Origin of the sequence: Curtobacterium sp. SORGH_AS_0776, assembly GCF_031453355.1 — a bacterium.
GTDB lineage: Bacteria > Actinomycetota > Actinomycetes > Actinomycetales > Microbacteriaceae > Curtobacterium.
This window is the reverse complement of record NZ_JAVIYU010000001.1, coordinates 1,018,873-1,033,869: the sequence shown is the minus strand read 5'-3', so window position 1 is coordinate 1,033,869 and position 14,997 is coordinate 1,018,873. Positions and strand designations below refer to the sequence as shown.

13 protein-coding genes are annotated in these 14,997 nt (G+C 71.5%); 6 read left to right on the top strand and 7 right to left on the bottom strand.

The annotated features are described in order from the left end of the window. The first annotated feature begins 77 nt into the window (after positions 1–77). Positions 78–401 (top strand): hypothetical protein, encoded by a 324-nt coding sequence (locus QE359_RS05225; protein ID WP_022907826.1) that lies wholly within the window; start codon positions 78–80, stop codon positions 399–401. An 81-nt stretch (positions 402–482) separates the two neighbouring features. Here the strand turns inward: QE359_RS05225 and QE359_RS05220 are convergent, their stop codons facing one another. Beyond that, positions 483–1,394, bottom strand: a complete 912-nt coding sequence (locus QE359_RS05220) for an SDR family oxidoreductase (protein WP_309778049.1) — start codon at positions 1,392–1,394, stop codon at positions 483–485. 194 nt (positions 1,395–1,588) lie between these two features. Between QE359_RS05220 and QE359_RS05215 the strand changes: the two genes are divergently transcribed. Continuing rightward, positions 1,589–2,401, top strand: coding sequence for a hypothetical protein (locus QE359_RS05215; RefSeq protein WP_309778048.1), 813 nt, complete (start codon positions 1,589–1,591; stop codon positions 2,399–2,401). Positions 2,402–2,411: 10 nt separating this feature from the next. Here QE359_RS05215 and QE359_RS05210 read toward each other — a convergent pair whose 3' ends face one another. Both QE359_RS05210 and QE359_RS05205 read right to left on the bottom strand, forming a co-directional pair. Further along, the gene (locus QE359_RS05210) at positions 2,412–3,194 is read right to left on the bottom strand and encodes an endonuclease/exonuclease/phosphatase family protein (RefSeq protein ID WP_309778047.1); all 783 of its coding nucleotides are present in this window, start codon (positions 3,192–3,194) and stop codon (positions 2,412–2,414) included. A 25-nt stretch (positions 3,195–3,219) separates the two neighbouring features. Continuing rightward, positions 3,220–3,780, bottom strand: a complete 561-nt coding sequence (locus QE359_RS05205; protein ID WP_309778046.1) for a sigma-70 family RNA polymerase sigma factor — start codon at positions 3,778–3,780, stop codon at positions 3,220–3,222. Between the two features lie 48 nt (positions 3,781–3,828). On the opposite strand from QE359_RS05205, the gene QE359_RS05200 reads away from it, so the two are divergent. After that, positions 3,829–4,470: a TetR/AcrR family transcriptional regulator gene (locus QE359_RS05200; RefSeq protein WP_309778044.1), complete on the top strand. Its 642-nt coding sequence runs from the start codon at positions 3,829–3,831 to the stop codon at positions 4,468–4,470. On the opposite strand, the gene QE359_RS05195 is transcribed toward QE359_RS05200, so the two are convergent. Both QE359_RS05195 and QE359_RS05190 read right to left on the bottom strand, forming a co-directional pair. Further along, positions 4,463–5,998 (bottom strand): LCP family protein, encoded by a 1,536-nt coding sequence (locus QE359_RS05195; RefSeq protein ID WP_309778042.1) that lies wholly within the window; start codon positions 5,996–5,998, stop codon positions 4,463–4,465. The two genes, QE359_RS05200 and QE359_RS05195, sit on opposite strands and share 8 nt — an antisense overlap. A gap of 138 nt (positions 5,999–6,136) precedes the next feature. Continuing rightward, positions 6,137–7,483 (bottom strand): MFS transporter, encoded by a 1,347-nt coding sequence (locus QE359_RS05190; protein ID WP_309778040.1) that lies wholly within the window; start codon positions 7,481–7,483, stop codon positions 6,137–6,139. A gap of 33 nt (positions 7,484–7,516) precedes the next feature. Here QE359_RS05190 and QE359_RS05185 point away from each other — a divergent pair, with 33 nt between their 5' ends. From QE359_RS05185 to QE359_RS05175, 3 genes are read left to right on the top strand one after another with little or no spacing between them, the layout of a single operon-like run. Then, positions 7,517–9,838 (top strand): FAD-dependent oxidoreductase, encoded by a 2,322-nt coding sequence (locus tag QE359_RS05185; protein ID WP_396127720.1) that lies wholly within the window; start codon positions 7,517–7,519, stop codon positions 9,836–9,838. A 45-nt stretch (positions 9,839–9,883) separates the two neighbouring features. After that, positions 9,884–11,290, top strand: a complete 1,407-nt coding sequence (locus QE359_RS05180) for a hypothetical protein (RefSeq protein ID WP_309778036.1) — start codon at positions 9,884–9,886, stop codon at positions 11,288–11,290. Positions 11,291–11,316: 26 nt separating this feature from the next. Then, entirely contained in the window at positions 11,317–12,093 is a 777-nt protein-coding gene (locus QE359_RS05175) for an IclR family transcriptional regulator (RefSeq protein ID WP_070417242.1), read from the top strand. Between the two features lie 105 nt (positions 12,094–12,198). On the opposite strand, the gene QE359_RS05170 is transcribed toward QE359_RS05175, so the two are convergent. Then, positions 12,199–12,849 (bottom strand): GntR family transcriptional regulator, encoded by a 651-nt coding sequence (locus QE359_RS05170; RefSeq protein WP_083295114.1) that lies wholly within the window; start codon positions 12,847–12,849, stop codon positions 12,199–12,201. A 12-nt stretch (positions 12,850–12,861) separates the two neighbouring features. After that, the gene (locus QE359_RS05165) at positions 12,862–14,988 is read right to left on the bottom strand and encodes an efflux RND transporter permease subunit (protein WP_309778031.1); all 2,127 of its coding nucleotides are present in this window, start codon (positions 14,986–14,988) and stop codon (positions 12,862–12,864) included. Between the last annotated feature and the right edge of the window lie 9 nt (positions 14,989–14,997).

Here is a 14,997-nt window from a genome sequence, read left to right as displayed (position 1 = left end):
GTCCGGGTGTCGGCATGTCGGGGGACAAGCGATGCGGTTCGCAGCGCGTTCGCGGTCATCCGTGTGACGATGCCGTCATGACCCCGAACGACCCCACCGCGCAGGGACTGGCGACCATGGCCTCGGCCGGCTTCGAGTTCGGCGGCGACCCGGATCAGGTCGCCCACGACGTCCGGACCATGTGGGAGCAACTCGGGCGGCCGACCGGCGCGTTCGACGCCGCAGCCCGGGCGATCGCCGCGCTCCCGCAGCGCCCCGAGGTCCCGATCGCCGACCAGGCCCGGCGCCGCGCGTTCGAACGGGCCGTCGGCATCAACCCGGTCGAGGTCGAGCTGGCCGCGGCGCTGTCCGCCCGCGAACTGCTCGAGCGCCTGGCGCGCACCTGCACCGCGCCCTGTTGACGACCGACTGACGGACTGACGGAAGGACGGGAGGGACGGTGCCAGCTGGCACCGTCCCTCCCGTCCGTCGCCGGGTCGCGACTACGGCGTCGGCATGCCCCCGTCGACGTGGAGCGTCTCACCCACGACGTACGACGACTCGCCGCTCGCCAGGAAGACGTACGCGGGCGCGAGCTCGGCGGGCTGCCCCCAGCGGCCGAGGTAGGTCTGCTCACCGGCGGACGGCAGAGCCTCCGGCGGCTGACCACCGGCGGGCTGGAGCGGGGTCCAGATCGGCCCCGGTGCGACGGCGTTCACGCGGATGCCCTTCGGGGCGAGCTGAGCGGCGAGGCCCTTCGCGAGGTTGTTGACCGTCGCCTTCGTGGCCGCGTAGTGCACCAGGTGCGGCGACGGCGCGTACGCCTGGATCGACGTCGTGTTGATGATGGTCGAGCCCGGCTGCAGGTGCGGCACGGCCGCCTTCGTGATCCGGAAGGTCGCGTAGGCGTTGGTCTTGAAGGTCTCGTCGAACTCGTCGTCGGAGATCTTCGTGATGTCGTCGACGTTCTGCTGCTTGCCCGCGTTGTTCACCAGGATGTCGATGCCGCCGAGCTGTGCGACGGTGTCGGCGACGATCTGCTCGCACACTGCGAGCGAGGTGATGTCGCCGGGCAGAGCGACGGCCTTGCGACCGGCGGCCTCGATGAGCGCGACGATGCGGTCGGCGTCCTCCTGCTCTTCGGGGAGGTAGGAGATCGCGACGTCGGCACCCTCACGGGCGTAGGCGATCGCGACTGCCGCGCCGATCCCGGAGTCGCCGCCGGTGATGAGCGCCTTGCGGCCGGTGAGCCGCCCGGACCCGCGGTAGGTGTCCTCGCCGTGGTCGGCCGGGACGTTCTCCGCCATCTCGGCGTCGGTGCCGGCGCCCTCGAGGTACTGCTCGTCGGGCTTCTTGTCGGCGTACATCTTCGTCGGGTCCTGCATGCTGTACTGGTCGATCTGCTGGTCCGTCATGCCCTCGACGGTACGCACGCGGTGCCCCCGCACCGTCCAGGAGGCTGTCCCCCGTTCCGCCGACAGGCGCCCGTCGGCGGGGGCCGCCGAGCGCTCGTGACGCGTCACCGACGAATGTCACGGTCCGGTGACGACCAGGCTCCGATTCGGTAACACCCGTCGTCCAGACGGGTAGGGCGTCGTACCGTCGAGTGGTGACCTTCCGGACCGTGCTGGCGTTGAGCGCCGCCGTGCTCGCCTTCTCGGCCGGCACGGTCGCCGTCGACGGCACGGTCGGGACCGGGGTCGCAGCGACCCCGGCGAGCGCGGCCGAGCTCGGACCGGACCCGGTGCACCACGAGTCCGTCCGGGTCACGAACGCGAAGCTCAAGCGGGTCGACTCGATCGAGCTCGGCGCCGAATCGCTCGTGTTCCGGCGCGGCGACAAGACCGTGGCCGAGGCGTCGATGCGCGACTCCCGCACGACGGTCAGCCTGCTGAACCGCCTGCTCGGCACCGCGTCGCGCACGCAGACGGCCGAGGGTGACGGCGGCGCGTGCTTCCCCGCCGGCACGACCTACACGTGGGGCGGGGCGGTCCGCGTGGCTGCCCTGACGTCCCCGGCCGCTGCCGGCAACGCGGTGGAGATCCGCGTCCTACGCGAGACGGTGCGGTCCCGCTTCGGCGGCGACGTCGAACTGACCGGACCCGACGGCGTCCAGGTGGGCGACGACATCCGCACGGCGATCCAGGACGCCCCGAAGTCCGACCGGATGTCGTTCGGCTCCGCGGACGCCCGCGCGTTCCAGCTCCTGCTCGAGCCCGGATGGGCCCCGCAGCACGACGCCTCGAGCCCGCCCGACAGCCGCGGCACGGGCACCGAGACGGACACGAGCACGCCGTCCGACACGGACACGGAGTCCGCTGCCGCCGACCTCGGGACGAACGGCGTGTCCGCCCTGACCGACGACACCACGGTCACGGTGCTCGGGTCGCCGATGCCGGTGCACGCCAAGCGCACCTGCTGACCGACCGCGGTCAGACCCGCAGCGTCGCCACCACCGGGAAGTGGTCGCTCGCGAACCACGTCTCCGGGCCGTCGTGGTCGATGACGACGCGGTCGACGCCGGCGATCCCCCGGGTGAACACCCAGTCGATGCGCTCCCCGGAGTCGACCGGCGGCTGCCAGTCGTTGAAGGTGGCCGTCCGGTCCGCCGGGTCGCCACCGACCAGCCAGGCGTCCTCGAACCCGGCCTCGACGAGCACCCGCGACGCAGGCCCCGCTCCGGCCGGCTCGTTGCAGTCCCCCGCCACGATGACCGGGCCGTCCGCCGTGCTGAGGCGTTCGACGATGAGCGCCGCGCTCCGCGCCCGGACGTCGTCCCCGTGCGGTCCGACCTCGTGGTCGAGGTGCGTCGTCAGGAGCGTGAACGCCTCGCCCTCGGCGTCGAGGAACCGCGCGTGGTTCGCCACCCGGGGGAACAGGCTCCCCCAGGTGTTCGAGACGGGCTCGTCCGGGGTGTCCGAGAGCCAGAAGGCGCCCTCGTCGATCGGCCGGAGTCGGCTGCGACGGAAGAAGACGGCCGCGTGCTCACCGGCGGTGCCGCCCTCGCGACCCTGGCCGACGTCGCCGTGGTCGGGCAGACCGGCACGGAGGTCGTCCAGCTGGTGCGCGAAGGCCTCCTGGACGCACACGAGGTCGGGGTCGTGCCGCCGGACCATGTCGAGCAGGACCGGCAACCGGGCGGGCCAGTCGTGGGCCGGATCCGGGTTCTTGACGTTGTAGGTCATCAGGGTGATCGGACGCGCTGCGTTGCTCACCCGTCGAACCTACCGACGGGCGCGCTCAGGGCACCATGACCCGCCGCAGTGCGATGACCCCGTCGCGCGCCCGGGTCTTGGCGGTGCCGACCGGGACCCCGAGCCGCGCGGCGACCTCGGGCCCGGTCATCCCCACCAGGTGTCGGAGGACGACGGCGTCGCGCTGGCGCCCGGGGAGCGCGGCGACGGCGCGGCGGAGCTCGGCACGGTCGAGGACGCTCTCGGCCCGTTCCACGCTCGAGTGGTCCACGAGGTCGGCGTCCCTGGTGCCGATCCGCAGGTCGCGGTCACGGTCCGCCCGGCTCTTCCGGACGCGGTCGATCGCCCGGCGCTGCGCGATCGTGCGGATCCACGCGATCGCCGAGTGTGCCGGGTCGAACCGGTCGGCGATCTGCCAGATCTCGAGGAAGACGTCCTGCACGACCTCTTCCGCCTGCCACGCATCGACGAGCTGGTGGCGGACGTACCGCTCGACGAGCGGTCGAAACCGATCGTGCAGTCGGGTGAAGGCGTGCCGGTCACCGGCAGCCACGGCGATCAACAGTGCGCGTTCTTCGTCGCGCTTCGCGAGGAGTCCGTCGTCCACCAGAAGAATGTCACATACAGAAAATGTACTAGCAAGTACACTCTTGCCATGCGCTCCGACCACGCCTCGCGGACTCCCAGACGCACGACCGCGAAGGGACTGGCGACCCGGAACCGGATCGTGGTCACGGCCGCCGACCTCATGCTCACGCGCGGCATCTCGGGGACGACGCTCGACGACATCGGCGCCGCCGCCACGGTCGGACGGTCGCAGATGTACCACTACTTCGCCGACAAGCAGGAGCTCGTGCGCGACGTCGTCCGGCAGCAGACCGACGCGATCATCGCACACCAGGGGCCGGACTACGGCGACCTCACCACGTGGGACGCCTGGCAGCGGTGGCGGGACCGGACGGTCGCCGACGCCGAGGCCGGCGGCTGCGTGGGCGGCTGTCCGCTCGGGTCCCTCGGGACCGAGGTCGCCGAGCGCGACGCCGACACCCGCGACCTCGTCGCCGCCGGCTTCGCCCGCTGGGAGCAGGGGTTCCACGACGGCATCCGCACGATGCGCGAACGCGGGCTGCTCGGCCCGGACGCCGACCCCGCCGCGCTGGCGACGACCGTGATGGTGGCGCTGCAGGGCGGGCTGCTCCTGGCGCAGGTCCAGCGGGACGTCCGCCCCCTCGCGATCGGGCTCGACACCGCGATCACGAGCATCCGCCGGCACGCGACCGACTCCGGCGTCAGTTGATGCAGACGCCTGCCTTGCCGTAGCTCTTCACGTCGGTCGACGACGGCTTCGGCTCGGGCGCGGCGGGCTTCGAGGCCGCGGGCTTCGACGCCGCAGCGCCCGAGCCGGTCGAACCGGCATCGGACGAACCGGAGCCGGCAGCGGGGCTCGAGGCGGTCCCACCGGCGGCGGCGACCGGGGTCACCGTCTTGCCGTCCGACCCGAGCACCAGCGTCACGCCCGTGACCGCGTTCGTCCGCACCGCGACGGCACCGGGCACGACGGCCGCGACCGCCTTCGCCTGCTTCTCCATGCCGGCCGGGTACTGCACCTGGGTCGTCTTCGTCAGGTCGGAGGACCCGGGCGCACCGACCTGGAAGCCGCGCGCGGTGAGGACGGTCCCGGCGGCGCCCGCCGCACCGGTCACGCCGCTGCCGTTCAGCACGGTGACCGAGGTGCTCGCCGGCTGGGCGCGCCCGGCCTTGCTGTACTCCGCGGGCTCACCGACGAGGCCCTGCACGAACGCGGGCAGCCCCACCTCGTCGACCTGCACGATCGAGAGCGGCGCTCCGTTCACCGTGATCGTCGGAGTGCCGAGCGTCGGGATGGTGGCGGACTGGATGTTGCCTGGTCGCAGGTTCCGCATCTGGGTCGCCAGGTTGACCAGGTCGGTGTCGGTCTGGATCGAGCCGCCGACCGCCTTGAGGATGTTGCCCATCTTGATCGGGTTGAGCAGCGTCCCCGCCGAGAGCACCTTGCGGGCCTCCTGCGAGAGGAAGTACTGCTGCCGGACGTTGCGGTCGAGGTCCCCGTTGGGCAGCCCGTGCCTCTGTCGGACGAAGGACAGCGCCTGGCTCGGTGTGAGTTCGGAGGTACCGGCAGGGAGCTTGAGGTTCGACCAGTGGTCGTCGACGGCGTTGTTGAGGCAGACCTCGACCGGCCCGAGCTCCTTGACGATCTGGTAGAAGCCGAGCAGCGAGACGCGCACGTAGTGGTCGATCGTCAGGCCGCTGAGGTTCTGGATCGTCTTGATGAGCAGCTTCGCGCCGCCGGTGTCCCCGCCGCCGTTCAGCGAGCCGAAGTAGAACGCACTGTTGAGCTTGCCCTTGCCGACACCCGGGATGTCGACGTACGAGTCACGCGGGAACGAGATCATCGTCGCCTGCGATCCGTCCTCGTTGATGTGCAGGACGATCATCGTGTCGGTGTTCTTCGAGCCACCGTCCGATTCGGTGCCCAGCTCTGCGAGTTGCTCCGGCGTCGCGTTGTCCGGGCGGTGGTCGTCACCGACCAGCAGGATGTTCTGCGCCTGGCCGTCGACGTCGTCCTTCGTCGCAGTCTTTCCCGAGATCGCATCGATCTTCGTGATGCCGTTCGACAGCGTTCCGTAGGCGTACGCGGCGTAGCCGCCGCCGAGCAGGAGGGCCATGGTGAGCACGCCCGCGACGGCGGGGAGGACCACCCCGCCACGTCGCTTCTGGCGGCCGTGCCGCGGTGGCGTGAAGCCGCGGCGGCCACGACCGGTCGTCTGCTCGGGCTCGTTCGTCACCCGGAAACCATAACGGGCGTGTGCGCCGACAACATCAAACCGTCCTGGCAGGTCGCCGCGATCCCGCCGTGACCGACCGGCGGACGGGAGGCGCGGTGCCAGCCGGCACCGCGCCTCCCGTCCGTGTTCGGTCGCGTCTCAGGACGCGAGCTTGCCCTTGTTGGTCTCCCGCGCCCGCAGCACCGTGATCCCGGTGATCGCCGCGGCCGCCATCACGTAGAACGCCGGCGCGAACGTGTTGCCCGTCGCCGTGATCAGCCAGGTGGCGAAGTACGGCGTGATCCCGCCGAAGAGCGCGACGCTGATGTTGTACGCGATGCCCATCGACCCGTAGCGGATCGCGGTCGGGAAGAGCTCGGCCATCGCAGCGCTCACGGCACCGTCGAAGGCCGCCATGAACAGCCCGAGGAGCACCATCGCGCCGGCGGCGGCCCAGAAGTTGCCGGCGTTCATGAGCATGAGCGTCGGGTAGGTGAGCACGAGGAAGCCGCCGCAGCCGGCGAGCATCACGGGCTTCCGGCCGATCTTGTCCGAGAGCAGGCCGAAGAACGGCACGAGTCCGGCGATCACGATGAACCCGATGACGACCACGCCGTACGACACGAGCGGCGAGTAGCCGAGGTCGGCCTGCAGGTACGACGGCATGAACGTCTGCAGGATCCAGTGCCCGACGGCCTTGAGGACGACGAACCCGACGCAGAAGAGCAGGGCCTTCCACCCGGTGCGGAGCGATCGCCGCAGCGGGTTCTTCGCGAGGTCGCCCTTGGCCTTGAGCGCGCGGAACTCCGGGGTGTCCTCGAGCTTCGAGCGGAGGTAGAGCCCGACGAGCCCGAGCGGCAGCGCGATGAGGAACAGCACGCGCCAGCCCCACGACTCGAGGGCGCCGTCGCCCGCGATCGTGGTGAACAGGAAGACCAGGCCGCCACCCACGATGAACGCCGCGAAGCCGAAGACGTCGATGAAGCTCGTGACGAAGCCGCGTCGGTTCGAAGGCGCGGACTCGGCGAGGAGCGTGGTCGCCCCCGCTCCCTCACCACCGGCGGCGAAGCCCTGCACGAGCCGCACCACGACGAGGAGGATCGGCGCCAGCAGCCCGACGCTCTGGTACGTCGGCAGGATGCCCATCACCGCGGTCGCGCCGCTCGTGATGAGGATGACCGTCGCGAGGGTCGTCTTCCGGCCCACCCGGTCGCCGAGCGAGCCCCAGAAGAGTCCACCGAGCGGACGCATCACGAACCCGGCACCGAACACGGCGAAGGCCGAGAGCAGCGCGACCTGCGGGTCCCCCTGCTTGAAGAAGTACAGCGAGATGACCGTCGCCAGGGTGCCGTAGAGGCCGAAGTCGAACCACTCCACGAAGTGGCCGACGCCGGCCGCCACGATCACCTTCCGCATGCTCCGGCGGCGGGCGTCGTCGCCGAACAGGTCCGGGACGGGGGCGTTGGCGGCGTCGGCGCTGGTGCGCGTCTGGGTTCCGTCGCTCATGGGGAGACCTCACACTTCGTTGTCGAGAGTTGGTTGACGATAGCACTCGCCGGGCAGACTTTGCCACACAGTGGGAAAGTCTCGCCAGCAAGTGATACCGTAGCCGCCATGCAGTCCCGTGAACAGCACCACGACGTCGTGGTCGTCGGAGGTGGCCTCGCCGGTGTGAGCGCCGCCGTCGCCGCCGCCCGCCTCGGCTCCAGCGTCGCTCTCGTCACCAACCGCCCGGTCCTCGGCGGGAACTCCTCGAGCGAGATCCGCGTGTGGGTCGTCGGTGCCACCGCCCACGGCACGCAGCGGTTCGCCCGCGAGACCGGGATCATGGGCGAGCTGTTCCTCGAGAACCAGTACCGGAACCCGCAGGGCAACGCGATCTACTGGGACCAGGTCGTGCTCGACCTCGTGCGCGCCGAGCCGAACGTCCACCTGCACCTCAACACCGACGTGCGGACCGTGACGACGGTGGACGACGAGGCCGGCGCACCGCGCATCGCGTCCGTCACCGGCTGGACGATGGGCTCCGAGGTCGAGACGACGTTCACCGCCCCGGTGTTCCTCGACTGCACGGGAGACGGGCTCGTCGGCGCCCTGGCCGGGGCGTCGTACCGGATCGGGCGCGAGGGCTGCGACGAACACGGCGAGGAGTGGGCGCCCGAACAGCCGGACGACGAACTGCTCGGCAGCTCGATCTTCTTCTCCACGCACGACACCGGCCGCCCGGAGAAGTTCGTGCCGCCGTCGATCGCGAAGGACCTCAGCACGACGCCGATCCTGGCGAACCGCGCGATCAAGACCGGGGACAACGGCTGCAACTACTGGTGGATCGAGTGGGGCGGCGAGCTCGACACCGTCACCGAGAACGAACGGATCCGCGACGAGCTGTGGGGCGTCGTCTACGGCATCTGGGACCACATCAAGAACTCCGGCGCGTTCGACGCCGACTCGCTCACCCTGGACTGGGTCGGCGCGATCCCGGGCAAGCGGGAGTACCGACGGTTCGTGGGCGACCACACCCTCACCCAGCAGGACCTCCTCTCGCAGCGGACCTTCCCGGACACGGTCGCGTTCGGCGGGTGGTCGATCGACCTGCACCCGGTCGAGGGCGTCTACGCCGAGACCGCCGGGGCGCAGCAGCGGTACACCGACGGCACGTACGACATCCCGTTCCGCTCCCTCTACTCGGCGGACGTCGCCAACCTGCTCTTCGCCGGCCGGAACATCTCCGCGTCGCACGTCGCGTTCGGGTCGACCCGCGTCATGGCCACCTGCGCGACCCAGGGCCAGGCCGCCGGGACCGCCGCGCACCTCGCCGCCCGCCACGGCCTCGCGCCGCGCGAGCTCGGCGCCGACCACGTCGCGATGCTGCAGCAGACGCTCCTCCGCGAGGACGCGCCGCTCATCGGCGTCCGGGCCCACGACGGGGCGGACCTCGCCCAGCGCGCCCGGATCAGCGCGAGCAGCGAACTCGTCCGGCTCGACACCACCCAGTGGGCGACCGCGGACACCTTCGCGCTCGACCGCGACGCGGCGCTGGTCGTGCCGGTCGACCCCGTGCTCGGTTCCGTCGCGTTCCGGACCGTCGCCGACCACGACACCGACGTCACGATCGAGCTCTGGACCACGGGCCGGCCGCAGAACTACGCCCCGATCGCGCACGTGTCGACGCACACCGCGAGCGTCCCCGCCGGGGCGGGCGAGGCGGTCGTCGACCTCGGGTTCCGGCCGGACGAGCCGTGCAACGCCGTGGTCGTGGTCCGCCGGACCCCCGGCGTGCGCCTGGTCCTCACCGACGGGCACCCGTACGGCGTCCTCGCGCTCCGCGCCCGCACGGCCGACGACGAGCAGTTCGACGACCACATCCCCGAGGAGGCCGACCAGCCGGTCACCGACTGGGAGGCGCGGGCCCTGCGCGGACGCTCCTTCGCGTTCACCGCAGCCGACGCGTCGGACGCGTGGCGCGCCTCCCGGGTCACCGACGGCTACCAGCGCCCCTTCGGCGGACCGCACCTGTGGTCGTCGGACCCGGACGACGGCGCGGCGACCCTCACCCTCGACTGGGCGGAGCCCGTCGACGTCCGCGAGGTCCGCATCGTCTGGAACGACGACGTCGACGCCGACCTCATCAACCTGCACCACCACCGCACGCCGTGGGACGCGGTCCCGACCCTGGCCCGCGACTACCGGATCGAGGCGTGCGTCGACGGATCGTGGCAGGGACTCGCGACCGTCACCGACAACCGGCACCGGCACCGCGTGCACGACGTCGCGCCGACGCGGACCGCCTCGCTCCGCGTCGTCGTGACCGCCACGAACGGTTCACCGTTCGCGTCGGCGAGCGCCGTGAAGGTCTACTGACCCACCGCACCACCCGCAGCACCACCACGATCAAGGGAGATCGCCATGCGCCTGCGCGCACTGACCATCGCGACGGCCGTCGCACTGTCGCTCACCACCGTCGGGGTCGTCGGGCCGCCGGCCGTCGCGTCCGGCACCGCGGTCGCCGCCGGCACCGCGAGCATCCAGGCGAACCCGGGGAACCCGACGTCGCCCACCGCCACCGCGCACACGGTGTCGGTCAACGGGACGGCCGTGCCGGTCAAGGCCGAGTCCGTGAGCGGCACCTCGCACGACGTCGCGATGTTCGCGAAGGGGACGGGTACCGCGACGATCAGCGTCACGATGCCCGGCCTCGCCGCGTCGGCCACCCCGGTCGTCACGCCCCGGACGCTCGGGATCGCCACGACCCGGGCCGGTGACACCGTGACCTTCACGATCCGCGACGCGCACCCGCTCGTCATCGAGACTCCCGGCGTCCGCGCACTGTTCCTCTTCGTCACGCCGTCGGAGACCGCGGTGCCGTCCGCGTCGGACCCCGACGTGCTGTACTTCGGGCCCGGCGAGCACGACGCCGGCGTGATCCGCCCCGTGTCGGGCCAGACCGTCTACCTCGCCCCGGGTGCCCTCGTGCACGGGCGCATCGACGGCGACGGCGTCACCGGCGTGCACGTGCTCGGGCGCGGGATCCTCGACGCCGGCTCGGACACGTCGCGGACCGACAAGACGATGGCGATCCGCTTCCACGACAGCTCGGACATCACGGTGTCCGGCATCGGCGTCCGCAACGCCCAGTGGTGGCAGACGCTGTACATCCGCTCCTCGGGCATCCACGTGTCCTGGCTGAACCTGATGGGCACGCTCATCAACAACGACGGCATCGACACCGACGGTGTGCAGGACATGACCGTCGAGCACAACTTCGTGATGAGCGGTGACGACGGCTTCGGCTGGCACGCCCTCGACGCGGCCACGAACGGCGAGCCGGAGACCCGTGGGCTGCACGCGACCGACACCACGTTCTGGAACGTCACCGGCGGCAACCCCGTCCGGTTCGGCTCGTCCATGGAGACCGAGGTCTTCACCGACGTCTCCATCACGCAGTCGTACGTGCTCCGCGCGAAGGAGGTCGCGCTGAAGTTCGACGTCCAGGACTGGGCGACGGTCTCCGACGTCACCGTGGACGGCTTCCACGTGGAGTCGCAGCCGGTCGGCGGGCAGGCCATCGTGCTGCAGGTGCTCAAGGGTCAGTACTCGAACGACACCGGGTACCGCGACGAGCGGGGCAGGATCACGGGCATCACGATCCGCGACTTCACCGACGTCACGGCCGACACGGTGACGCTGTCCGGGTGGGACGCGACGCACGGGGTGTCGGACGTCGCCCTCGAGGACGTCGTGCTCGGCGGCGCACCCCTCACCACGGCACAGGTGCGGACGAACCAGTTCGTCAGCGGTGTCACGGTGTCCTGATCGACTCCACGGGACAGAATGGGCGGATGGCCACCACCCCTCCGAACCAGAGCATCGAGCGCGCCGCGGCGGTCCTCGGCGCGCTCGGTGCCGCCGACGGGGCGATGCGCGCCTCCGACATCGCACGGGCGATCGGCCTCGGCACGTCGACGACCGGGCGGCTCCTGGCCACGCTCGAGTCGCTCGAGTACGTGCGACGCGACCCCGAGTCGCAGGGGTACTCCGTCGGACGGGCCGTCCTCGAGCTCGCCAGCCAGGGGCTCAACCACAACCCCGTCCACCGCGAGAGCCGGGCCGCCGCGCAGGAGCTCGCACACCGCATCGGCCTCACCGCGAACGTCGGGGTGCAGGACGACGCGGCCTGCATCTACCTCTGCCACTTCGAGGGCTCACTCGCCCCGAAGTCGCACACCATGATCGGCATGCGGCAGCCGCTGCACGCCTCGGCGCTCGGCAAGGCGCTCATGCTCGACCTGTCTCAGGCCGAGCGGGAGGCGCTGCTCGGCGCGGACCTCGCGCGCTACACGGACCACACGATCACGTCGCACGACGCGCTGACGGCGGACCTCGAGGCCTCGGCGAAGCGCGGCTGGTGCGTCGAGAACCAAGAGGTCGCGCTCGGCCGGTTCTGCATCGCGGCACCGATCCGGAACGCGTCGGGGCGCATCGTCGCGGCGCTGTCGATCTCCGGGCGGGTGACGCAGCTGCGGGACCGCGACACCGCGTCGCTCGCCGAGGACCTCATCGAGGTGGCCGACCGCATCAGCGTCGGCCTCGGCATGATCAGCGCGGTCGCGCACTGACGCACTGACTGACGGCCAGGAGGGACGGTGCGGGCCCGCACCGCGCCTCCTGGCCGTCAGGTGGTCGCGCCGGTCGCGCTCGTCGCGCCGGTCGCGCTCGTCGCGTCAGTCGCGCGACGGCAGCAGGTGGATCGCCTCCATGGCGAGCTCGGCGGCGATCGGGTCCTTCGCGACGACGGCGGCCTTGAGCTTCTCGAGCTCCGGCAGCACGACCTCGGCCGGCACCAGCTCGGCCAGCTCCGGCACCCGCAGCTTGAACGCGAGCCCGTCCGTCGTCGCCTTGCAGAGCTGCTCGAGCGACGGGTTGCCGCAGTGGTCCGCCCACATCGCGTAGATGTCCGCGCCGTGCTGGGCGACCTCGCCCTGGTGCCGGGCCTCGACCTGCGCCGTGACGTCGTCGAGGGTCTTCACGACCTTCTTGCGCTGCGCGTCCGTGAAGCGCGGCGTCGCGAGGCGGGCGACACCGCCGTAGATCACGCCGAGCGTGCGGTAGGCGTCGAGGAGCTCGTCCTTCGTCGGGGCGGCGACGCGGGTGTACCGGTTCGGCGCCATCTCGATGAGTCCGGCTCGGGCGAGCTCGGCGAGGGCTTCACGGATGGGGGTGCGGGAGACACCGAGCCAGGCGATGAGGTCGTCGTCGTTGAGCCGTTCGCCCGGCTCGAGGGTGCCGTCCATGATCGCGTCCCGGATCTTGTCCTGCACGGTGTCACGGAGGAGCTTCCGCTCGGCGGCGGGCTGCGTCGAAGGAACTGGCATGCGTCCAGCGTGTCACATGTGATGGGCCGGACGCGACAGGCGCGACGGCCACCAGGCCCGGCGCCCGAGGTCGTACGCCAGCGCGGGGACGAGCAGCGACCGGACGACGATCGTGTCGAGCAGCACACCGAAGGCGACCACGAACGCGATCTGCACGAGGAACAGGATCGGGATCACGCCGAGCGCCGCGAACGTCGCCGCGAGGACGACCCCGGCCGAGGTGATCACGCCGCCCGTGACCCCGAGCCCGCGCAGGACGCCCTCGTGCGGACCGTGCTGCAGGGCTTCCTCGCGCACCCGGGTCATGAGGAAGATGTTGTAGTCCACGCCGAGCGCCACGAGGAACACGAACGAGTACAGCGGAACGCTCGGGTCGGCCCCGGGGAAGTGGAAGACGTGGTCGAACACGAGGGCACCGACGCCGAGCGCCGCGGCGAAGGACACGATGACGCTGCCGATGAGCACGAGCGGCGCCACGATGCTCCGGAGCAGCAGCATCAGGATGAGCAGGATGACCGCGAGCACCACGGGGATGATCAGCGTGCGGTCCCGGATGCCGGTGTCGTTCGTGTCGACGGCGGTCGCGGTCGCGCCACCGACGATCGCGCCGGGGTCCACCCGCTCGACCGCCGTGCGGAGGGCACGCACGGTGTGCTCGGCGGCGTCGGAGTCGGCCGGGTCGGACAGGGTGGCCTCGAGGAGCACGTCGCCGCGGGAGACGGTCGGGGTCACACCGGTGGTGCCACCCGGGTTGCCGCTCGTCGTCACGGGGACGGTGCCGGACGGTGCGTCCTTCGCGGCCGCCACGACGCTGTCCACGCCATCCACGCCGGTGATCGCGGCGGCGAGCTCGTCGGTCTCCACCGCGGCGCCGATGACCTGTGCCGGGCTGCCGGACCCGCCCGGGAAGTGGTCCGCGAGCACGTCCTGACCGTCGCGCGCCTGCGAGCTCCCGATGACCAGGTCGCTCTGCGGGACGCCGTCGGCCTTGAGTCCGACGAGGCCGGTGCCCATCGCGAGGAGCCCGACGGTGCACACGATCCAGACGACCCGGGAGCGGCGCGCCACGAGCCGGCCCACCCGTGCCCAGAGCCCGCGGGCGTCGGGCCCGGTGAGGACGGGGTGCGCGCTGCCGTACTTCGGGCGGAGCGGCCAGAACGCCGCGCGCCGGAACGCCAGCAGGAGCGCGGGCAGCAGGGTGAGCGCGGCGAGGAGGCTGAACGCGATGCCGATGGCAGCGACGGGACCGAGTGCCTTGTTCGAGTTGAGGTCGGAGAGCAGCAGGCAGAGCACGCCGACGATCACGGTCCCGCCCGAGGCGAGGATCGGCTCGAGGCTTCCCCGCAGGGCGGCCTTCGTCGCGTCACACCCGGTGCGGTGGTCGCGCAGTGCCTCGCGGAAGCGTGCGGTGTAGAGGAGCGCGTAGTCGGTCGCGGCGCCGATGACGAGGATCGACAGGATCCCCTGCACTTGGCCGTTCACGGTCACGATGTCGGCCTTGGCAAGCCACCACACGACGAGGATCGACGCGCACAGGGCAAACGTCGCGGTACCGAGCACGAGGATCGGCAGGAGCGGCGAGCGGTAGACGATGATGAGGATCACGAAGACCGCGGCGAGCGCCACACCGAGCAGTAGCCCGTCGATGCCCGCGAAGGCCTCGGTGAGGTCGGCGGTGAAGCCCGCCGGACCCGTGACGTAGCCCTGCACCCCCGACGGCAGCGCGTCCTCGACGTCGGCGCGGACGGCCTCGACGGCGTCACCGGTGTCCGCGCTCTGGGTCAGCGTGGCGACGATCTCGACCGCGTCGCCGTCCTCGCTCGGGATCACCGGGCTGACGCCCTGCACGTCGTCGCGGTCCCCGAGCCGCTGGGCCAGGGTGGTCGCGGCGCGCTGGTCCGCAGCCGTCAGGCCGCCGTCGCGCTCGAGCACGATGATCGCCGGGGCGCCCGACGCCTGCCGGAACTCGGACGCGCGTTCCTGCACCTTGGTGGCGTCCGCCGATGCCGGCAGGAACGACGTCTGGTCGTTCGTGGACACCTCGGAGATCTTGCCGAAGAAGGGACCGCCGACGGAGGCGATCGCGAGCCAGACCACGATGACGAGCGCGGGGAGGACGATGCGGAGGAAGCGGGACACGTCGGTGAG

What these genes read in the sequence shown, in the direction of transcription:
- QE359_RS05225 (WP_022907826.1), top strand. Translation starts at nt 78, where the DNA reads ATGACCCCGAACGACCCCACCGCGCAGGGACTGGCGACCATGGCCTCG.
- QE359_RS05220 (WP_309778049.1), bottom strand. Translation starts at nt 1,394, where the DNA reads ATGACGGACCAGCAGATCGACCAGTACAGCATGCAGGACCCGACGAAG.
- QE359_RS05200 (WP_309778044.1), top strand. Translation starts at nt 3,829, where the DNA reads ATGCGCTCCGACCACGCCTCGCGGACTCCCAGACGCACGACCGCGAAG.
- QE359_RS05190 (WP_309778040.1), bottom strand. Translation starts at nt 7,483, where the DNA reads ATGAGCGACGGAACCCAGACGCGCACCAGCGCCGACGCCGCCAACGCC.
- QE359_RS05180 (WP_309778036.1), top strand. Translation starts at nt 9,884, where the DNA reads ATGCGCCTGCGCGCACTGACCATCGCGACGGCCGTCGCACTGTCGCTC.
- QE359_RS05175 (WP_070417242.1), top strand. Translation starts at nt 11,317, where the DNA reads ATGGCCACCACCCCTCCGAACCAGAGCATCGAGCGCGCCGCGGCGGTC.
- QE359_RS05170 (WP_083295114.1), bottom strand. Translation starts at nt 12,849, where the DNA reads ATGCCAGTTCCTTCGACGCAGCCCGCCGCCGAGCGGAAGCTCCTCCGT.